Origin of the sequence: Variovorax boronicumulans (assembly GCF_029892485.1) — a bacterium.
Taxonomy (GTDB): Bacteria; Pseudomonadota; Gammaproteobacteria; order Burkholderiales; family Burkholderiaceae_C; genus Variovorax; species Variovorax boronicumulans_B.
Genome location: NZ_JARXVG010000004.1, coordinates 345,504 through 366,122, shown reverse-complemented (window position 1 = coordinate 366,122; position 20,619 = coordinate 345,504). Strand labels below are relative to the sequence as shown.

The following is a 20,619-nucleotide window of genomic DNA, read 5'->3' as shown; positions in this document are numbered from 1 at the left end:
GAGTCAGGTGCTCGGCAAGGTGAAGCGAAACACGGTGCCGCGCGGCCGGTTGGCCTCGAACATCAAGGCGCCGCCGTGCTGTTCCACCACCGTGCGGCAGAGGCTCAGGCCCAGCCCCATGCCGTCGGCGCGCGTGGTGAAGAAGGGCGTGAAGAGCCGTTCGGCAACCTCTTCGCTGATGCCGCAGCCCAGATCGGCCACCGAGAACTCGAGCCAGCGGCGCGCGTCATCGGCACCGGTGCCGCCCACCGCCACGGCGCGCGCCACGCGCAGCCGCAGCACGCGGCTGCCGATGTTGTCGGGGCTGTCCATCGCCTGCATCGCATTGCGCGCCAGGTTGAGCAGCACCTGCTCGACCAGCGTGCGGTCGCACATGGCCGCGGGCAGCCGGTCTTCGAGCACCACTTCGATGATCACGCCGAGCTTGCGCGCCTGAAGCCGCACCAGCGGCAGCACCGCATCGATCAGCGCCTGCGGCGCGACGGCCTCGCGCGTGCGGTCGCGCCGGCGCACGAAGTCGTGCACGCTGCGGATCACCTGGCCCGCGCGGTCGGCCTGCTCGGCAATCCGCCGCACGGCCATCGCGACCTCGCCCTGGTCGCCTTTCGCATTCGGACCGAGCAGGTTGAGCGAGCCGCTTGCGTAGCTGGCAATCGCGGCCAGCGGCTGCGTGAGTTCGTGGCTCAGCAGCGATGCCATCTCGCCGACCGTCGCGAGCCGCGCGCTGGCCTGCAGGCGCTCCTGGCTCGCGCGCGAAAGCTCTTCGATGCGGCGCTGCTCGCTCACATCGATGAACGCGCTCATCCAGCCGGTCTGCACGCGGTGCGCGTTGATGAGCGGCGCCTCGAAGATCAGCACCGGAAAGCGCGTGCCGTCCTTGCGCATGAAGACCGATTCGAAGCCTTCGCGCGGCGGCATGCCGCCGGCCAGGCGCCGCGCCTGGCGCTGCTGGTACTCATGTGCGAGCTCGGTGGGCCAGTAAGGCGCGTCGGCGTTGTCGGCCATGAGCTCTTCGGGGCTGAAGCCCACCATCTCGCAGAAGGCGGGGTTCACGTAGGTGATGCGCCCCTGCAGGTCGCGTGCGCGCAGGCCGGTGATGACCGAGTCTTCCATCGCCTTGCGGAAGGCGAGCGCATCGGCCAGGTCGCGCTCGGCGCGCAGCCGCCGCCGCGTGTCGCGCGCGAGCAGCACCAGCACCGACACCAGCGCGATGGAGATTGCGGTGACCAGCGCGGTGAGCATGTTCGGGAACAGGTCGGGGGCGGCGCGCCAGCCGTCCACGCGCAGCATCAGTGCGGCGCCCGGCAGGTCGATCAGCTGCTGCGAGGTGAACACGCGCGTGCCGACGCGGCGCGAGCTGCCGAGCGCCACCAGCCGCGTGCCGTCGGCCTCGGTGAACGCCACCTCCTGCCCGCGCGTGAGCGTGGGGCCGATCAGCTCGATGAGCGCATCGCGCAGCGAATAGCTCGCCACGAGGAAGCCGCCGCCGTCGATCGGCACGCAGAACTCCATCACCTCGATACCGCCGCCGCCCGCGATCGGCACGTAGTGGCTCGGCGAATACGCGCCCGCACCGAGCTTGCGCGCGGCCGCGCAGGCCAGCGTCACGTCGGACTGCTCGGGGCCGCGGCTGGCCTCCTCGAGGAGGCGCATGCGGTAGGGCGTGTTGACCGCTTCGAGCGGCCGCAGGCCGGCGTCGCGCCATTCGAGCCGCAGCCACTCGCGGTGTTCGCGCAGCAGGGCGGCGGCCGCTTCGTTCCATTGCGCGGGCCCGGTGCCCGGCGCATGCGTGGCGCGCAGGCTCTGCGCATTGCGCTGGAAGCCGCTGCGCAGGTCGGAGACGGCATCGGCGGTGTCACGGTCGAGCTGGGCCTGCACCTGCTCGACCTCGTGCCGCCCCGCGAGCCACACCACCGTGACCAGGAGCACCGACACCAGCACGGCCATCAGCAGCCACAGGAACCAGCGCTGCCACAGCGAGCGCAGGCGCCCGTACGCGGAACGCGCCCACCGCTGCGGGGCGACGGTCAGCAGCGCATCGGACATTGCTAGAGAACGCAGTGCGACAGCACGGGCAGCTGCGCGCGCGTGCGCTCGATCTGCCTGGCGTCGATGTCGAACAGCACCACGCCCTCGTCGCTGGCCTGCTGCGCCACCACCGTGCCCCAAGGGTCGATGACGAGCGACTGGCCCCAGGTCTGGCGGCCGTTTTCATGCGTGCCGCCCTGCGCGGGCGCCACCACCCAGGCGAGGTTCTCGATGGCGCGGGCGCGCAGCAGCACCTCCCAGTGGGCGGCGCCTGTGGTGCGGGTGAAGGCGCTGGGCACCAGCAGCAGGTCGGCACCCTGTTTGGCGAGCGCGCGGTACAGCTCGGGAAAGCGAAGGTCATAGCAGACGCTCATGCCGATGCGCCAGTTGTGGCCGTCGCGCGAGGGCAGGTCGAACACGACCGGCGTGGCGCCCGGCGCGATGACGCGGCGCTCGTCGTAGCGCTCGGTGCCGTTGTCGAAGAAGAACAGGTGGATCTTGTCGTAGCGCGCCACGCACTTTCCTTCGGGCGAGAAGGCCAGCGAGCTGTTGAAGACGTGCCCGGCATCGGCGCTCTCGATGGGCAGCGTGCCGCCCACGATCCACAGGCCGAACTCGCGCGCCGCATCGGCGAGGAATCCCTGCACCGTGCCCGCGCCGGCCGTCTCGCGCAGGCCCAGCTTGTCGGTGTCGCGCGCGCCCATCATGCAGAAATACTCGGGCAGCACCGCGAGCTCGGCGCCCGCCGCGGCGGCCTGTGCGAGCAGATCGTGGGCGCGCGCGAGGTTGGCTTCGCGGGCGATGGCCGACACCATCTGGATGGCTGCGACTTTCATTGCGTGGTCTCCGTTTTCCTGCCTTCTTCGGCGGCCGATGAACCGCCCTGGCCCGGCAGGGTGGGCTGCAGCTGCAGTGTGCGCGGCACCTTGGCGATCTTGGGGTCGGCCCAGGTGCCCTCGATGTGGAACTCCTGTGTGGCGGCAGCGGAGAGCGGCTTGCTCAGCACCCATTGGGCAAGGAAGGTGCCCAGGCCAATGGCCGGGTTGATGGCGGTGGCCACCAGCGCGGCAGTGCCGGCGTTGATCTCGGGCACCACCACCACGCGCAGGTTCTGCGTCTCGCGCACGATGTCGGCCGAGCCGTCCATCAGCGCCGCGGCATTGACGCCCTTCATCTGCAGGTTGTTGGTGCTCGCGATGCCCTTGTTGATCTTCGCGTCGCCGCGGATGAAGTCGAAGGCGAAGCCCTGGCTGAACAGGTCGCGGAAATCGAGCGTGAGCCGGCGCGGCAGCGCCTGCAGGTTCAGCACGCCGAGCAGCTTGGCCAGCCCCGGGTCGGCCTTGAGGAACTGGCCCGATTCCACATCGACCTGCAGCTGTCCGCCCAGGCTCGGATAGTCGAGCGAGAACGGCGAGCCGCGCCAGTTGACGTCGCCCTCGAGCCGCCCCTTGCCGCGCCGCAGCACGCCGGGCATGCCGAAGCGCGCGAGCAGGTCGCCGGCATCGGCGATGTCCAGCTTGAAGGTCATGGCCGTGCGGCGCTGGCCGGCACCGGCGCCGGGGATCGCGGCCCAGGTGCCCTTGGCCGCGAAGCTGGCCTCGGGCATGGTGAAGGCCAGCTTGTTGAGCAGCCACTCGCGGCCCGCGCCGCCGCGGTTGACCGCATCGATCTCGGCGCGGCCCAGGCGCTTGCCGAGCAACTCGAAATCGTCGATCACGATGTCCAGGGCGGGCAGCGTGCCGGGTTGCTCGTCGAGCATGGCCTCGACCTGGGTGGCCTCGGACGGCGCGATCTTCAGCCGCGCGAGCCGCGCATAGAGCCGGCCGGCCTGCGTGTGGCGGTATTCGGCATAGCCGCTGAGTTCGGTGGCGTCGATGTTGGCGCGCCACAGCGCGCCCTCGCGCGTGCCGCCCAGCACCACGTTGTGCAGGGTGCGGCCGGCAATGCCCAGCTCCTGCGCACGCACCGCGACGCGCGAGGGCAGGTAGGCCTGCGCGGGGTCTTCGGCACCCGTCCCGCCCCCCGTGCCCGCGGCTTCGGGCGCGGGGCTGCTGCTCGCAGCGGAGCCCAGGAGGGCGTCCCAGGCGGCGATGTCGAGCTTGGCCACGTTGACGTTCGCCGAGACGCCCTTGTCGGGCAGACCCGCGGTCTCGCCCCCCGCAAGGCCGACGCCGATGCTGCCGCGCAGCACGCGCGCCTCGGCGCCCGAGATGTCGCGCACGAACTGCGCCGCGCCGATGCGCCCCAGCTCCAGCGAGAGCTGGTCCTGCGTGGCGACGGTGGCGCCCTGCCGCGTTTCGCGCGCGAGCACCTTCTTCTCGATGCGCAGCGGCATCTGCTCCTCGGCGGTCTTCACGAGCGGTGTGGGGAGTTGCAGGGCCATGCCTTGCAGGTTGCTCGTCAGCAGGAGTTCGGAGGCGCCGTCGCGCACCGAGAACGCGGCCGCGTACGGCGTGCTGCCGGTGGCCTTGCCGGCAATGCGCGCCAGCCACTCGGCCTCGCGCGCACCGCGCAGGCCCTCGGCGGTGGCCGTGCCCTGCGCCTTCAGCGCGACTTCGCGGTTGGGGCCGGTGAAGCGGCCCTTGCCTTCGATGCGGATGTCGCCACCGAGCAGCCTGGCCTGCACGCCGGACAGTGCAAAGCCGGTTTCGGTGAAGTTCAGCGTGCCCTTGGCGTGGGTGAGCGACGGCGCCTCGGGCACGAACTGCAGTTCGTTGTCGGCCAGCGCGACGCTGGCCTGCACCTTGGCGTTGTCCATGGCCGCGAGCGGCAGCTCCAGATGCAGCTTGTAGTCGGCCGAGCCGGTGGCGCGCGCGGTGCGCATGATCTCGCCCGTCTCGCCGGCCAGCGGCGCGCCCACGCGCAACACCTCGCCGAGCGGGCCCTTGGCCTGCACATCGACGCGCAGCACCTGCGCGTGGTGCGACAGCTCGGGAATCTGCGCCTCGCCCTTGGTCACCTCGACACCGGTGGCGCCGACCAGGCGGCCGCGCGCGTTGCGAACCAGCATGCTGTCGCGCTCGAACACCAGTTCGCCCGAAAGGCCGGTGAGTGCCGGCCACACCAGGGCGGGCGCTGCGCTGCGCGACGACGTGGCTGCGAGCGAAGGCGGCACATAGGCGTAGTTGACATCCGCCACCTTGGCCGCAATGCGGAAGTCACCCAGCTTCGGGTCCTTGAACGGCATGTCGTGCAGGTCGCCGCGCACGCGGAAATCGACGATGCTGGCGGTGCCCTTGGTGACGGCATCGCGCACGTAGTCGCGCGTGTGCTGGGGAATGTCGAGCGGCAGGTAGCGAAACACGCGCGTGCCATCGGCGCGGGTGAGCTTGCCCTGCAGGTCGAGCACGCCGGGGAAGCGGCCCTTGCCGCTGGAGACGGCCGGGTCGCTGGTGCGCCATGTGGCCTCGGCATCGCCCTCGGCGTCGGTGTTGGCGAAGCGCAGCTTGGCGACCTGTACCTGTGCGTTGCCGTTGTCGAGCTTCCACTGGAGCTGGGTCGCGAGCCGGTCGATGGGGATGACGGGCTCCTCGAACACGCCGGGGAATTCGAGCGTGCCCTGCGCAATGGCCAGCGCGGCCGTGCCACCGGTCTGGGTCGCGTCGAAGTCGACGGTGGCACCGCTCAGGCCGGGGGTGCCGGGGTGGGCGCGAGGGGGTGTTGCGGCGGATGCCGTAGTGGAGGGCGGGTTGGCGGGCGTCGGCGTCGGTGCTGGCGCCTCTGCCGGCTGCGAGGCGACGCGCAGGCCGCTCACGCGGCCGCGCGCCTTGTACGTGTCGGGCGCGCCCAGCGAGCCCTGCCAGCTCAGGTCGATGTGCTCGACCAGCCCGCGCGGTGCGTAGCTGTCGAGCACGCGGTGCGTGGCTTCACCCAGCGGCAGCCGGTCGGCGATGAGCGCCAGCGCGGCCAGGTCGAGCCGGTCGGCGCGCAAGGCGCCCTTCTCCGGCGTGCGGCCCTTGGCTGGCGTGTGCTGCATCCAGAGGTTGCCGCCGGGCCAGCGCATGCCGTCGGAGGTGTCGAACTGCAGCGCGGTGGTCGAAAACTCGAGGGTGTCCTTGTTCAGCTGGCCTGCCAGGCGCCCGGTGACCGAGCGCAGAACCAGCGGCTGCAGCCCCTTGCCGAGCGAGGCATCGACGCGATTGAGCCCCAGGTCGGCTGCGCCGCCCACGAGCTGGCCGTCTTCCACATCGGCCCAGAGGCGCACCGCGCCGTTGCCTTCGCGGATGCGCGCGTCGAGCGAGACGTAGCGCCCCAGGCGGGTGACGTCGATGTAGGGCAGGTCGGCGTAGATCTGGCCGTCCCAGGTCTGCCAGCGGCCGGTGCGCACCGACAGCAGCGGCTGGCGGAACTGCCCGCGCAGCGTGAAGCGCTGGCCCCAGCCCTCAGGCGGCGTGGCATCCAGGCGCATGCCGTGGCGGCGGCCGCCGTTGCGTGCGACGAAGCGCACATCGGTCAGAAGGAGCGGCTCGGCCTGGCGCTGCTCGTCGGTCCAGCGCACGGTGCCGCCTTCGATGACCAGCTCGCGCTGCGCAAAAAACCAGTCGGCGGCGCGGGTCTCTCCGGTGGTATCGGTGTCCATGTGCAATCCAGCCACATGGAGTTTTCCCTGAGCATCGCGGCGCACGTCCAGCTGCGGACCCTCGACGTAGAGCTGCTCGAAATTGAGTCGCCAGAGCGAGCGCGGCGACACGCTGGCCACCACGCGCACGAGGCGAAGGGCCTCGCGCTTGTCTGCGTCCTGCAGCACCACGTCGCGCAGTTCGAAGGCGGGGAAAAGCCCCTCGGGGCGGGCGGTGATAGAGCCGATGCGCACCGGCACGCCGATGGCCTTGCTAGCCTGTGCTTCCAGAGCGCCGCGAAAATCGCCGATTCGCGGCACAATCCACGCGTGTAGGACAACGACTGACAGCGCCAGCAGAAGCCATGCGGCGATCAGCAAACCCAACAGCCAACGCGCCGTCACAGCGGTGATTTTGAGCAGACGTGAAGGGGTAGACGCCGTGTCGTTCATTGAGGATCGCGCTGTGTCGGGAATTATGACCGCCAGCATTCAGAGGGGTTCCACGGAAACCGATAGCAGTGTGAACCAGTTGCCAGCCACTTCGACACCGGACGCGCAGATCGCGTTCTCTTCCTACTCCCGTTTCGTCCAGCGCCTGCGACGCAGGTATGCGGCCGAGCTTGCATTGCTTCCCCCGGGCGAGCCGCGGCGCGACTCGATGGCCGTGGCCTTCGAGGCATTGCGCCAGCGCGGTGACGCGGTGGGCGATGCCTTGCGCATTGTCAGGCAGCTGGTGATGGAGCGGCTGGTCACGCTCGATTGCGACCAGCAGGCCCCCCTCGCCGTGGTGACCACCGCGGTCACCGAGCTGGCCGAATTCGCACTGGACATCGCCTGTGCCGATGCCTGCCACGAGCTCGATGCGGTGCATGGCGCGCCGCTCGGCCCCGACGGCCAGCGCGCGCAGCTCTGGATCATCGGCATGGGCAAGCTCGGTGCGCGCGAGCTCAATGTGTCGAGCGACATCGACCTCATCTACCTGTACGACCTCGACGGCGAAACCCAAGGCGATGCCGATGGCCGCGGCCGTCTCGCGAACCAGGAGTACTTCTCTCGCGCGGTGAAGCGCATCTATGCACTGGTGGGCGACACCACTGAGCACGGCTTCGTGTTCCGCGTCGACCTGGCCCTGCGGCCCAACGGCAACTCGGGGCCGAGCGTGGTCTCGCTCGATGCGCTCGAAGAGTATTTCCAGGTGCAGGGCCGCGAGTGGGAGCGCTTCGCGTGGATGAAGAGCCGCGTGGTGGCGCCGCGCGACATCGTGCTCGGCGGCCACGCGCAGGGCCTGCGCGGTGCGGTGCTGCCCTTCGTGTTCCGCCGCTACCTGGACTACAGCGTGTTCGATTCGCTGCGCACGCTGCACCGGCAGATTCGCGAGCAGTCGGCGCGCCGCAGCGCCGGCCGGCCCGAGCGCGCGAACGACGTGAAGCTCTCGCGCGGCGGCATCCGCGAGATCGAATTCACCGTGCAGCTCCTGCAGGTGGTGCGGGGCGGCCAGTTCCCCGAGCTGCGCACGCGGCCCACGCTCGATGCGCTGCAGCGCCTGGCACGCGCCAACCTGATGCCGCAGGAAACCGCCGATGCGCTGGCGCTGGCCTACGAGTTCCTGCGCCGCGTCGAGCACCGCATCCAGTACCTGGACGACCAGCAGACCCACGTGCTGCCGGTGGCCGACGACGACCTGCGCTGGATCGCGCAGTCGATGGGTTACGCCGACTGCTGCCCCTTCCTCGCGCAGCTGGACACCCACCGGGAATTCGTCGCGCAGGAATTCGACAAGCTGCTCGGCGGCGAGAAGCCCTGCAACGGCAAATGCAGCGGCAAGAAAGCCGCAACGCCCGCCGATCTGGCCGACCTGCTCGACGACCTGCCGCCCGTTTTTGCCGAGCGCATCCGCGACTGGTGCGAAACGCCGCGCGTGCTTGCGCTGCGCGAAGAAACGCGCGGACGGCTGCGCCAGCTGGTGCAGCGCACCGGCCAGTGGCTGAAGGAGCCCGATGGCGATGGCCCGGGGCAGACGCCGCGCCATGTGGATGCCGCCATGCGCTGGGCCGACTGGATCGAGCCGCTGATGCGCCGCGAGAGCTATCTCGCGTTGCTGGTCGAGCGGCCTGCCGTGCAGGAGCGCCTGCTGCGCCTCCTGGGCGCCGCGAAGTGGCCCGCGCGCTACCTGATGCAGCACCCCGGCGTGATCGACGAGCTGGCGAGCGACGAGATGCTGTCCGGCCGCTTCGTGGCCGACGAATTCGAGCGCGAGCTGGAGGCACGCCACGCCTCGCTCACCCGCACCGGCGAAGCCGACGAAGAGCGCCTGTTGAACCTGCTGCGCCATGCCCACCATGCCGAGGTGTTCCGCACCCTGGCGCGCGACGTGGATGGCCGCATCACCGTCGAGCAGGTGGCCGACGACCTGAGCGCGCTGGCCGACACCACGCTGCGCGTGACCGCCCGCTGGTGCTGGCCGCATGTGCGCAACCCCCATCGCGAGGTGCCGCAGTTCGCGATCATCGGCTACGGCAAGCTGGGCGGCAAAGAGCTGGGCTATGGCAGCGACCTGGACATCGTGTTCGTCTACGACGATGACGACGAGCGCGCCGGCGAGGTCTATGCGGCCTATGTGCGCAAGCTGATCAACTGGCTCACGGTGAAGACGCGCGAAGGCGACCTCTTCGAGATCGACACGGCGCTCCGGCCCAACGGCAACTCGGGCCTGCTCACCACCAGCTTCGAGGCCTACGAGAAGTACCAGCTCCGGCGCGGCAGCAACACCGCATGGACCTGGGAGCATCAGGCCATGACGCGCGCGCGCTTCGTGCTCGGCAGCGCAGACCACGGCGCCGAGCTGGGCGCGCGCTTCGACCAGGTGCGCGAGGCCGTGCTGGTGTCGCCGCGCGACCGCGAGGCGCTCAAGGCCGAGATCATCGCGATGCGCGACAAGCTGCGCGGCGCACGGCCGGTGAAGGCCGACCGCTTCGACGTGAAGCACAGCCCCGGCGGCATGGTCGATGCCGAGTTCGCGGTGCAGTTCCTGGTGCTGTCGTCGTCGGCCGAGCATCCCGAGCTGATTCCCAACGTCGGCAACATCGCGCTGCTGCTGCGCGCCGAACTGGCGGGGCTGCTGCCCGAAGGCGTCGGCCGCAGCGCGGCACGGGCCTATCGCGAGCTGCGCCGCGTGCAGCATCGCGCCCGCCTGAACGAAGAGCCGACGCAGGTCACGCCCCCCGCACTGGCCGCGGAACGCGAAGCCATGCTGGCGCTGTGGAAGGCCGTATTTGGCTGACGAAGCCCGCGCCCACGCCACCACCGCGCTGGCTGCCTGCGCGGTCGCCGTCGCCGTCCTCCTGGCCGGCTGCGCGAGCAGCACACGCAGCGGCGGCGGTGTTGCCAGCGGCCGCGACGGCCCCGGCACGAACATCCCCGCGGACCTGGACCGTGTGCCCGACGCCGAGCCTCGCATCGAGCCGATCCGTGGCAGCGGCGGCACCAGCAAGCCTTACACGGTGCTGGGCCGGGGCTACCAGCCGATCACCGACGACCGGCCGTTCCAGGAGTCGGGACTGGCCTCGTGGTACGGCCGCAAATTCCACGCCGCATCGACCTCCAGCGGTGAGCCCTACGACATGTACGCAATGACGGCTGCGCACAAGACGTTGCCGCTGCCGAGCTACGTGCGGGTGCGCAATCCGGCCAACGGCCGCGAAGTGATCGTGCGGGTGAACGATCGCGGGCCCTTCGTCGACGGCCGCATCATCGACCTGAGCTACACGGCCGCGCTCAAGCTGGACCTGCTGCGTGGCGTGGCGCCGGTGGAGATCGAGCGGATCACCAACGAGGACATCCGCACGGGCGCGTGGCGACGCGATTCGGGGACCGCGTATGCGGCAGCCTCACCTGCACCGCGCGCAGCGGCTGCCTCGGTACCGGTGCCTTCGGCCTGGGTGGCGCCCGTGGCGATGAATGCGCCGGAGGCTTCGGCCATGCCCGTCGCACCGCAAACACAGGTTATGGCGCCCGCGGAGCAACAACCGCCCGTTGCGCAGACCGTCGAAGCGGACATCCCACCGCCGCCGCGTCAGCCGATCGTGGTCACCGACCTGGCGCCGATGGCACCGATCGCCGCGCCGGCACGTACGCCGGTAACACCGTCAACTGCCGCGCCGTCTTCCGCCGCGGTGGCTGGTTTCTGGGTGCAACTGGGCGCCTTTCGCGAACGCGACGGTGCGCAGAGCCTGCTGAGCCAAGCCGCGCGCGGCCTGCCTTCGCTGGCGCCGCAGCTGCGCGTGTTCAGCGAGGCCGGCACGCACCGCCTGCAGGCCGGGCCGTTCGCTTCGCGCAGCGAGGCCGGCGAGGCCGTCACGCAGCTGCGCGAGGGCCTGCGCATCTCGCCGATGGTGGTCGAGCGCCGCTGAAATTCAATCCAGCGGCTTGGCGACGACCGGCATGCGCATGCCGACGTTGATGCGATTCCAGGTGTTGATCTGCGCGACCGCCACGGTGAGTTCGGCGATCTCGACGTCGCTGAACTGGGCTTTCAGGGCCGCGAACTCGGCATCGCGCTCCTCATGGCTGTCGGCCAGCCGCGTGAGCGATTCGGCCCAAGCCAGCGCCGCGCGTTCGCGCTCGTTGAAGAAGCTCACTTCGCGCCAGGTGGCCAGGCTGTTGATGCGCTGCCATCCTTCGCCTTGCTTGCGCAGGTCGCGCACATGCATGTCGAGGCAGTAGGCGCAGCCGTTGATCTGCGAGACGCGCGCGAAGACGAAGTCGAGCGTCGTCTTGCCGACGGTGCTCGCGTCGATGCTGGCGCTGACGGCCAGGATGGCTTCGAAGGTCTTGGGGATGGTCTTGAACCAGTTCAGGCGAGGGGTCGTGTTCATGAGAAGGCTCCAGTGGATGGGTTGAAAAAAATCTGCTTCCTACCCACTGAAGACGGGCCAGCCATCGGCCCTGTGACATGCCGCGCGAACTATTTCAAAGCAAAGCGCTGCGCAATACGGGCGAGCTTGTCGGGATTGCGCTGCACGCGGATGCGCGCGATGCGCTCCTCCTCGATCTCGAAGGTCTGCGCCGATTCGAGTTCGCCATCGATGAAGCGCAGGAGGCCGGGCTCGCCGTTGATGTCCACCAGCTCCATGCGCACCACCGGGCCCATGCGGCGCCAGAGCGAGTAGTAGAGCTGCGCAAGGCGCTGGTTGCCGGTCAAAACCTTGCTGAAGGATTGCACCTTGCCGCCGCCGTCGCCGATGAGCTCGACCTCTTCGGTCATCAGCGCCTTCAGGTCCTGCATGCTGCCGCGCGCGGCGGCGTCGGCGAAGGCGCGCAGCAGGCGCTGGTGGGTTTCGCGCGAGACCTGGTAGCGCGGGCGGGCGTCCTGCACCTGAGCCTTGGCGCGGTGCACCAGCTGGCGGCAGGCGGCTTCGCTCTTGCCGAGGGTGCGGGCCACTTCGTCGTAGTCGGCGTCGAACACCTCGCGCATCAGGAAGGCGGCGCGGGCCTCGGGGGCCAGGCGTTCGAGCACGGCGAGGAAGGCGACGGAGATGTTGTCGGCGCGCTCGAGCGACTCCTCCGGCGTGTCGGGCGACTCGGTCAGCGTGGGCTCGGGCATCCAGGCGCCGATGTAGTGTTCGCGCTGGACCTTGGCGGTGCGCAGCCGGTCGATCGACAGCCGCGTGACGACGGTCACGAGCCAGGCTTCGGCGCTGTCGAAACCGGCCTTGTCGGCCTCATGCCAGCGCAGCCAGGCGTCTTGAACCACCTCTTCGGCCTCGGCAACGGAACCGAGCATGCGGTAGGCGATGCCCTGCAGGCGGCGACGGTGGCTGTCGAAGGTGCGGGTCGGGTCGTCCATGCCCGATTAGACGTCTGGCGCCGAAGGGTTGTGACACCGCACCGCCAAAAAAATCGCCCCGGGGTGCGGGGCGAAGTTTCTGGTTATGCGCCTTGGTACTCGGGCTTGGGGCCGAGCGTGGCGGCGATTTCCTTGCGGTACCGGTTCAGCTCCTGCACGGTCTTGAAGCTGCGGTTCATCAGGAGGCTCAGGTTGTGCAGGATGCGCTCGCCGACCTTGGTTTCCCAGACGGCGTCGAACTTGATCTGCTTGTCGAGCCAGTGCTCGAGCCAGTCGGGGTCGGGCATGCGGCTCTGGATGGTGTCGTTCGGGAAAAGCGCCTTGTTGACGTGCAGGTTGGTCGGGTGAAGGGCCTGGGCGGTGCGGCGCGCGCTGGCCATCAGGACGCCGACCTTGGTGAACGCGCCACGGGCCTCGTCGCCGAACTTCTCGAGCGCACGCTTCATGTAGCGCAGGTACGCGCCGCCGTGGCGGGCCTCGTCCTGGCTCAGCGTGGTGTAGATGTGCTTGATGACCGGCTCGGTGTGCCACTGGGCGGCGCGGCGGTACCAGTGGTTCAGGCGGATCTCGCCGCAGAAATGCAGCATGAGGGTCTCAAGCGGGGGGGCCGGGTCGAAATCGAAGCGCACTTCATGCAGTTCGGCTTCGGTGGGCGCGTGCTTGGGGCTGAAGCGCTTGAGGTACTCCATCAGCACCAGGGAGTGCTTCTGCTCCTCGAAGAACCAGATCGACATGAAGGCGGAAAAATCGCTATCGTGGCGGTTGTCGCGCAGGAACATCTCGGTGGCCGGCAGCGCCGCCCACTCGGTGATGGCGTTCATCTTGATGGTCTGGGCCTGCTCTTCCGTCAGCAAGGAGGCGTCGAAAGACTGCCAGGGAATGTCCTTGTCCATGTCCCAGCGGACGGATTCGAGTTGTCTGAAGAGTTCCGGATAGAGCATCAAAGTCTTTCTATGGCCACCGATTTTAGTCGGCCCGTTTGGCGCGCCCATGACAGACGCGCGATGATGCGAATACGTGCGCCGTTGCGGCACGGATGCACACCCCCCATTTTTGAACCAGGAGCCCGCGATGCGAACCCTTTTCTTATTGTCGACGCTCTGGCGCTGTGCCCCCGCTTTTTCCCTCGTGGCGGGGCTGTCAGCGACGCTCCCGGCGAGCGCCCAGACACCGGCTGCCGCGCCCGCTCCGGCAGAGGCTGCGGGGTGCCCGGCGATCCTTCAACACACCTTCCCGCGGCTGCAGGATGAAAAGCCCCAGACTTTGTGCCAGTACTCGGGCAAGGTGGTCCTGGTGGTCAATACGGCGAGCTTTTGCGGCTTCACCCCGCAGTACAAGGGACTCGAGGCATTGGACCTGAAATACCGCGCCCGCGGGCTGGTGGTGCTGGGCTTCCCGTCGAACGATTTCTCCCAGGAATCGGGCTCCAACAAGGAAATCGCCGACTTCTGCGAAAGCACTTTCGGCGTGAAATTCCCGATGTTCGCCAAGTCGTCGGTGCGCGGGACGGACGCCAATCCGCTGTTCAAGCAACTCGCCCAGGCCTCCGGCACCACGCCGAAATGGAATTTCTACAAGTACCTGATCGGGCGCGACGGCAAGGTCGTGCAGGCTTGGTCGAGCATGACGGCGCCGGACGAAAACGGTTTCGTGAACGTCATCGAGAAGCAGCTCGGGACAAATTAATACTGACCAGTTCACAAAAATACGAATCGGTAATATTATTTACCGATGCGTCCACTCAATCGTGAACTGAACGTCACAAACGTTTACCACTGCACCGGGAACCGTGCCGCCGGGGGCGTGCTCATAATTTGCGTGGGTGGCAAAAGCCCACCGGTTTTCATGTTGCGAGGTCTTCCGGGCGCTTGCCGTCTGGTCGAAATCCCGAGGCGATTCTTCTCCTCCTCCCTCCCTCCCTCCTTCGCGTCGGGGCGCCTCGCAGCATTTTTATATTCCCGCCGGAACCGGGGCCCGCGATGACGCAGCCCCTTCGAGTCGCCATCATCGGCGCCGGCATCTCGGGACTGGCCGCAGCGCATTCGCTGCGCGACGCGGCCCGCATCACCCTCTTCGAAGCCAGTGACTACTTCGGTGGCCACGCGCACACAGCCACGATCGAACTGCCGCGATCGGCCAGCGATGCCACCCCGGTCGCCCACGGCGTCGACACCGGCTTCCTGGTCTACAACGACCGCACCTATCCGAACCTGATCCGTCTGTTCGCCGAACTTGGCGTCGAGACGGCGTTGTCAGAAATGTCGTTCTCGGTCCAGGCCACCCGCGACAACGGCGGCCCGCTGGAATGGAGCGGCAACAGCCTCGCCACCGTGTTCGCCCAGCGGCGCAATCTCGCCGATCCGCGCTTCCTCGGCATGCTGGCCGACCTCTTGCGATTCAACCGCCTGACCACGCGCATCGCCCAAGCCGGCACGGAGGGCGAACTGGCCCAGCCGCTCGGCCAGTTCCTGGACGCCCACCGCTTCGGCACGGCCTTCCGCGACTGGTATTTCCTGCCGATGATGGGCTGCATCTGGAGCTGCTCGACCGCGCAGATGCTGGCGTTCCCGGTCGCGACCATGATCCGCTTCTGCCACAACCACGGGCTGATCCAGATCGCCAACAGGCCCCAGTGGCGCACGGTGCGCGGCGGCTCCCGCCGCTATGTCGAGAAGATCGTCGCGGGCCTGGAGGACAAGCGCCTGCGCACCCCTGTGCGCCGCATCACCCGCACGGGCGACGGCGTGCTGGTCGCCACCGACGCCGGCACCGAGCGCTTCGACCACGCGATCCTGGCCACCCACTCCGACCAGTCGCTCGCCATGCTAGGCGATGCGAGCCCCGCCGAAGCCGCGGTGCTCGGCGCGATCCGCTACCAGCCGAACCACGCCGTGCTCCACACCGACGCCTCGGTGCTGCCGCAGCGCCGATCGGCCTGGGCTGCCTGGAACTACGAGCGCGCGGCGGCCAGCGAGCGCGAATCGGGCCGGGTCTGCCTGCATTACCTGCTGAACAAGCTGCAGCCGTTGCCTTGGGAACAGCCGGTGATCGTTTCGTTGAATCCGGTGCGCGAGATCGAGCGTAGTCAGGTCATGGCCGAATACGACTACGACCACCCGGTGCTCGACCTTGCCGCGATCCGCGCGCAGGCGGCGGTGCCCACCTTGCAGGGCCAGCGAAACACCTGGTTCGCTGGCGCTTGGATGGGCTATGGCTTCCACGAAGACGGCCTCAAGGCAGGCATCGTGGCGGCCGAAGGCCTGCGGGCCCAGGTGTCGGCGTCCGGCGCACCGTTCGACGCCTTAACGACGGCCACGAGGGCGCCGGCGTGAACCAGGCCCTGCCGCTCCCGCTGATGGGCTTCGGCGAGGTGCGCCATGCGCGCCTGCGCCCGGCGCGCAACGCCTTCGTCTACCCGACCTATTTCCTGATGCTGCCGATGCGCACCCTGCGCACGAACGGCAGCGACACGCTCGCGCTCAATCGCCGGGCGGCCCTCTCCTTCCACGACGTCGACCACGGCGACGGCCGCACGCCCGCGCAAGGCGGCGCCCTGGCCTGGCTCGACGACCTGCTGGCCGCCCACCAGATCCACGACGCGACCGGCGAAGCCTGGCTGCACTGCTATCCGCGCGTGTTCGGCTACACCTTCAAGCCGGTGAGCTTCTGGTACTGCCACACGGCCGAAGGCGCGCTGCGCGCCATCGTGGTTGAGGTCAATAACACCTTCGGCGAGCGCCACTGCTACCTGCTGGACCGCCCGGTCTACGGCATGGAGCTGAAGGCCACCAAGGCCTTTCACGTCTCGCCGTTCTGCCAGGTCAGCGGCGACTACCGCTTCCGCTTCTTCGTCGATGCCGAATTCGCCCACACCGTGGTACGCATCGACCACGACGACGCCGACGGCCCGCTGCTGCAGACCAGCGTGAGCGGCGAACTCGGTCCGCTCACGGCGGCCAGCGTACGGCGTGCGCTCTGGCGCTATCCCGCGATGACCTTCGGGCTCATCGCACGCATCCACTGGCAGGCCGCGAAGCTCTGGCTCAAGCGCGTGCCCTTCGTCGCGAAGCCCGCACCGCCCCTTCATTTCGTGTCCAGCGACCATCCGCAACAGCAGCAGGCGAACCCATGACCCCGACCACCACCGCCCCCCACGTTTCGCGCTTTTCGCTGCCGCAGGACGCCCCCGGCGCCGCGCGCACCGTGCTCGGCCTGTTGCAGCGCCTTGCCCACGGTTCGCTCACGGTGCGCCTGCCCGACGATTCGGTACGCCACTTCGGCGCCGCGCCCGGCAGCAGCCACCTCACCGCCTCGCTCACGCTGCGCAACTGGGAGGTCTGCAAGGCTGCGCTCAAGTCGGGCGACATCGGTTTTGCCGAGAGCTATATCGCGGGCGACTGGACCACGCCGAACCTGGTCGAACTCATCAAGGTCTTCATTGCCAACCGCCGCGCCATCGAAGACGTGGTCTACGGCAGCTGGTTCGGCCGCCTCGTGTACCGCGTGCGGCACCTGATGCACCGCAACAGCAAGGCCGGGAGTTCCCGCAACATCCACGCGCACTACGACCTGGGCAATGCCTTCTACAAGCTCTGGCTCGACGAGACGATGAACTACTCGTCGGCCTGGTTCGAGGGCAACTTCGACAAGCCGATGCCCGACGCCCAGCGCGCCAAGGTGCGCCGCGCGCTCGAGCTGGCCGGCGTGAAAGCCGGCGACCGGGTGCTCGAGATCGGCTGCGGCTGGGGCGCGCTGGCCGAGATGGCAGCCTTCGATTTCGGCGCTTCGGTCACGGGCGTGACGCTCTCCACCGAGCAGCTCGCCTTTGCCCGGCAGCGCACCGCGGGCCTGTCCGCCGACCTGCGCCTGCAGGACTACCGCGACATCGACGACGCGCCCTTCGATGCCATCTGCTCCATCGAGATGGTCGAAGCCGTGGGCCGCGAATACTGGCCGACGTATTTCCAGAGCGTGAGCCGTCTGCTCAAGCCCGGGGGCCGCGCCTGCGTGCAGAGCATCGTGATCGACGACCAGCTCTTCGACCGCTACATCGACTCGACCGACTTCATCCAGCAGTACATCTTCCCCGGCGGCTGCCTGCCCTGCCCGCGCGAGTTCCGGCGCGAGGCCGAGGCGGCCGGGCTCACGGTGGTGGATGAATTCGCCTTCGGTGCCGACTACGCCGAGACGCTGCGCCGCTGGCGCGAGCGCTTCCTGGCGCAGCGCGGCCAGATCCTGCAGTTGGGTTTCGACGAGCGCTTCATGCGCATCTGGGAGTTCTACCTCGCCTACTGCGAGGCGGCGTTCTCGCAGGCCAACATCGACGTGGTGCAGTACACGCTGCAAAAGCGCTAGAGACGGCGCGGCCCTTCGTGTTATCTTTCGGACCTCTGGCTGGCGTGCGCTACGGGCTGCTCGGCCTGCCGCTCGCCTTTGTCGCGCTGCCGCTCTATGTGCTGCTGCCGAACCACTACGCACGCGCCTTCGGCGTGCCGCTCGCGACGCTGGGCGCCGTGCTGCTCGGTGCGCGGCTGCTCGATGCGTTGATCGACCCGCTGCTCGGGCGGCTCAGCGACCGGCTGCATGCACGCTCGGCACAGGCGGTGCTGGGGTTCGGTGCCGTCGCCGCGGGTGTCCTGCTGCTGGGCTTCGGGCTGCTCTTCTTTCCGCAATTGCTGATCGACCCGGCGCGGCACGGCGCACTGCTCGTGGCCGCGGCCGTGCTGCTCGCACTCACCTACGCGGGCTACAGCATGCTGAGCATTGCGCACCAGTCGTGGGGCGCGATGCTGGGCGGCGACGCGCTGCAGCGCGGCCGCATCGTCGGCTGGCGCGAAGGCATGGGGCTGGCCGGCGTGGTGCTGGCATCGGTCGTGCCGACGCTGGCGGGGCTGCCTGCAACGGTCGCGCTGTTCGGCGTGCTGCTGGTGGCGGGATGGGTCTTCTGGACGCAGGCACCGCGGCCCGCGCGCAGCGCCACGCCGCATTCATCGATCGACCTGCGGCTGCCGCTGCGCCGCGCGGCGTTCCGGCGCCTGCTCGCGGTGTTCGTGCTCAACGGCATCGCGAGCGCGGTGCCGGCCACGCTGGTGCTGTTCTTCGTGCAGGACCGGCTGCGCGCGCCGGCCGCGATGGAGCCGGCGTTCCTGGGCCTCTACTTCGTGGTGGCTGCCGCATCGATCCCGGCGTGGCTGCGCATCGTGCGCCGGTGGGGCCTGGCGCGCAGCTGGCTCGGCGGCATGTGCATGTCGGTGGCGGTGTTCGCCTGGGCCGGCGCGATGGGCGCGGGCGATGCGGTGCCTTTTCTCGTCATCTGCGCGCTGTCGGGTTTCGCAATCGGCGCGGACCTCGTGCTGCCGAGCGCGTTGCTGGCCGGGATCATTGCCGAGGCCGGCGACCAGCCGCATGCCGGCGCCTACTTCGGCTGGTGGAATTTCGCGACCAAGCTCAACCTCGCGCTCGCCGCCGGCCTGGCCTTGCCGCTGCTCGGCCTGGCCGGCTACATGCCCGGCGCGCGCGATCCGTCGGCGCTGCAGGCGCTGTCGCTCGCCTACTGCCTGCTGCCCTGCGTGCTAAAGGTGATTGCGGGTGCCGCGCTGTGGGCGCTGGTGATCCGGCCGGCCGCGTCCCCATCGCCCACAGCGCCCTTGCCGCTTTCGACGAAGGCTTCGCCGTGAAGCCATTCAATCCGCCGCTCGGCGACTGGCACGGCAAGACCGCGTGGATCGTCGGCGCCTCCTCGGGCATCGGCCGCGCGACGGTGCTGGCGCTGCTCGAAAGCGGCGCGCGGGTCGCGGTGTCGGCCCGCAATGTCGAAGCGCTCGAGGAGCTCGCAGCGCTGCACAACGATGCCGCGCTGCCGCCGCGCGTGATCGTGCTGCCGCTCGACGTGCGCGATGCCGCCGAGGTGGCGGCTGCCCACGCGCAGTTGCAGCAGATGGCCGGCACCGTCGACCTCGTGCTCTTCAATGCAGCCACCTACGGCGTGCTGCGCGCCGACGCCTTCGCGCTCGACGAGATGCTGGCGCACCAGCAGGTCAACTACGTCGGCGCATTGAACGTGCTGGCCGCCGTGCTGCCCGGCTTCGTGGCGCGTGGGGCCGGCCATGTCTCGCTCACGGCGAGCGTTGCCGGTTTTCGCGGGCTGCCCAAGAGCCTGGCCTACGGCCCGACCAAGGCCGCGCTGACCAACCTGGCCGAGGTGCTCTACATCGACCTGCACGCGCGCGGCATCGGCGTGAGCGTGATCCAGCCGGGTTTCGTGGCGACGGCGCTCACCGCGAAGAACGACTTCGCGATGCCCGCGCTGATCACGCCTGCCCAGGCTGCCGAGGCCATGCTCGAAGGCTGGCGCCGCGGCGCGTTCGAGATCCACTTTCCGCGCCGCTTCACGTTCTGGATGAAGCTGATGCGGCTGCTGCCGTACCGGCTCTACTTTCCGGCCGTTGCCAGGTTCACCGGGCTCTGAAAAAGAAAAAGGCGCCGCGTGGCGCCTTGGTCGTGGGTCGTGCCGAGTCAGGGCTTCGTGTCGATGAAGCTGGGGCGAAGCATGAGCTTGTCGTACAGCTTCGCAAGATTGGCGTGGTCACCGCGCCAGTCGATATCGGGAAAGCGCAGGTTCAGCCAGCCCAGCGTGCAGCCCACCGCGATGTCCGACAGGCTCAGGTGGATGCCGCTGCAGAAGGGCTTGTCGCCCAGGCCCTTGGACATGGCGGCCACGCCGTCGATGACCTTCGTGCGCTGGCGCTCGATCCAGCTGCTGCTGCGCTCGTGGTCGTTGCGGCCGGACCAGGTGGCTTCCAGGCGCCAGAGCACGCCGGCATCCATGACGCCATCGGCCAGCGCTTCCCAGGTCTTGACCTCGGCGCGCTCGCGGCCCTGCTGCGGAATGAGCTTGCCTACCGGAGACAGCGTGTCCAGGTATTCCACGATCACGCGCGAATCGAACATCGCATCCCCGCCTTCCATGATCAGGCAGGGCACCTTGCCCAGCGGATTGGAGTTGGAGATGGTGGTGTCGGCGGACCAGACGTCCTCGATCACGAACTGGTAGTCGAGCCGCTTTTCGGCCAGCACCACGCGCACCTTGCGCACATAGGGGCTGGCGGCGGATCCGATCAGTTTCATGAAGGCTCTCTCCCTTTGCGCTTGGCTGACGACACTGTTGCCGATCATTTTAGGTGAA

The 20,619-nt window shown here is 68.9% G+C and carries 15 protein-coding genes; 8 read left to right on the top strand and 7 right to left on the bottom strand.

Annotated features, from left to right (window positions below; translation table 11 throughout):
- Positions 1-3 precede the first annotated feature (3 nt).
- Genes M2282_RS12165 through M2282_RS12155 form a run of 3 tightly spaced genes read right to left on the bottom strand, consistent with a single transcriptional unit; the run spans position 4 to position 7,039 of the window.
- The gene (locus M2282_RS12165) at positions 4-2,046 is read right to left on the bottom strand and encodes a two-component system sensor histidine kinase NtrB (protein WP_280809039.1); all 2,043 of its coding nucleotides are present in this window, start codon (positions 2,044-2,046) and stop codon (positions 4-6) included.
- Between the two features lie 2 nt (positions 2,047-2,048).
- Positions 2,049-2,864, bottom strand: coding sequence for a carbon-nitrogen hydrolase family protein (locus M2282_RS12160; RefSeq protein ID WP_280809038.1), 816 nt, complete (start codon positions 2,862-2,864; stop codon positions 2,049-2,051).
- Positions 2,861-7,039 (bottom strand): YhdP family protein, encoded by a 4,179-nt coding sequence (locus M2282_RS12155; protein WP_280809037.1) that lies wholly within the window; start codon positions 7,037-7,039, stop codon positions 2,861-2,863. Before M2282_RS12155 ends, M2282_RS12160 begins: the two co-directional genes overlap by 4 nt.
- Positions 7,040-7,064: 25 nt before the next feature.
- On the opposite strand from M2282_RS12155, the gene glnE reads away from it, so the two are divergent.
- Both glnE and M2282_RS12145 read left to right on the top strand, forming a co-directional pair.
- Complete coding sequence (gene glnE / locus M2282_RS12150; protein WP_280809036.1) at positions 7,065-9,869, top strand: bifunctional [glutamate--ammonia ligase]-adenylyl-L-tyrosine phosphorylase/[glutamate--ammonia-ligase] adenylyltransferase; 2,805 nt, start codon at positions 7,065-7,067, stop codon at positions 9,867-9,869.
- Positions 9,862-10,998 carry a septal ring lytic transglycosylase RlpA family protein gene (locus tag M2282_RS12145; protein ID WP_280809035.1) on the top strand — a complete coding sequence of 379 codons (1,137 nt, stop codon included), beginning with the start codon at positions 9,862-9,864 and terminating at the stop codon, positions 10,996-10,998. Before glnE ends, M2282_RS12145 begins: the two co-directional genes overlap by 8 nt.
- Positions 10,999-11,001: 3 nt before the next feature.
- Here M2282_RS12145 and M2282_RS12140 read toward each other — a convergent pair whose 3' ends face one another.
- From M2282_RS12140 to M2282_RS12130, 3 genes are all read right to left on the bottom strand, one after another.
- Entirely contained in the window at positions 11,002-11,463 is a 462-nt protein-coding gene (locus M2282_RS12140; protein WP_280809034.1) for a carboxymuconolactone decarboxylase family protein, read from the bottom strand.
- Positions 11,464-11,552: 89 nt separating this feature from the next.
- Complete coding sequence (locus tag M2282_RS12135) at positions 11,553-12,434, bottom strand: RNA polymerase sigma-70 factor (RefSeq protein ID WP_280809033.1); 882 nt, start codon at positions 12,432-12,434, stop codon at positions 11,553-11,555.
- A gap of 83 nt (positions 12,435-12,517) precedes the next feature.
- Positions 12,518-13,375, bottom strand: a complete 858-nt coding sequence (locus M2282_RS12130) for a ferritin-like domain-containing protein (protein ID WP_280809032.1) — start codon at positions 13,373-13,375, stop codon at positions 12,518-12,520.
- 130 nt (positions 13,376-13,505) lie between these two features.
- Here M2282_RS12130 and M2282_RS12125 point away from each other — a divergent pair, with 130 nt between their 5' ends.
- The 6 genes from M2282_RS12125 (at position 13,506) to M2282_RS12100 (ending at position 19,902) form a co-directional block, all read left to right on the top strand.
- Positions 13,506-14,120, top strand: coding sequence for a glutathione peroxidase (locus tag M2282_RS12125; protein ID WP_280809031.1), 615 nt, complete (start codon positions 13,506-13,508; stop codon positions 14,118-14,120).
- A gap of 293 nt (positions 14,121-14,413) precedes the next feature.
- Positions 14,414-15,766, top strand: coding sequence for an NAD(P)/FAD-dependent oxidoreductase (locus M2282_RS12120; protein WP_280809030.1), 1,353 nt, complete (start codon positions 14,414-14,416; stop codon positions 15,764-15,766).
- 23 nt (positions 15,767-15,789) lie between these two features.
- On the top strand, positions 15,790-16,566 hold the full coding sequence (locus M2282_RS12115; protein ID WP_280809186.1) for a DUF1365 domain-containing protein: 777 nt from the start codon (positions 15,790-15,792) through the stop codon (positions 16,564-16,566).
- The gene (locus M2282_RS12110; protein ID WP_280809029.1) at positions 16,563-17,789 is read left to right on the top strand and encodes a cyclopropane-fatty-acyl-phospholipid synthase family protein; all 1,227 of its coding nucleotides are present in this window, start codon (positions 16,563-16,565) and stop codon (positions 17,787-17,789) included. The genes M2282_RS12115 and M2282_RS12110 overlap by 4 nt, the downstream gene beginning before the upstream one ends.
- Positions 17,790-17,806: 17 nt before the next feature.
- The gene (locus M2282_RS12105; protein ID WP_280809028.1) at positions 17,807-19,111 is read left to right on the top strand and encodes an MFS transporter; all 1,305 of its coding nucleotides are present in this window, start codon (positions 17,807-17,809) and stop codon (positions 19,109-19,111) included.
- Entirely contained in the window at positions 19,108-19,902 is a 795-nt protein-coding gene (locus M2282_RS12100) for an SDR family NAD(P)-dependent oxidoreductase (RefSeq protein ID WP_280809027.1), read from the top strand. The genes M2282_RS12105 and M2282_RS12100 overlap by 4 nt, the downstream gene beginning before the upstream one ends.
- A 47-nt stretch (positions 19,903-19,949) precedes the next feature.
- On the opposite strand, the gene M2282_RS12095 is transcribed toward M2282_RS12100, so the two are convergent.
- Positions 19,950-20,561, bottom strand: a complete 612-nt coding sequence (locus tag M2282_RS12095) for a glutathione S-transferase N-terminal domain-containing protein (RefSeq protein ID WP_280809026.1) — start codon at positions 20,559-20,561, stop codon at positions 19,950-19,952.
- Positions 20,562-20,619 lie beyond the last annotated feature (58 nt).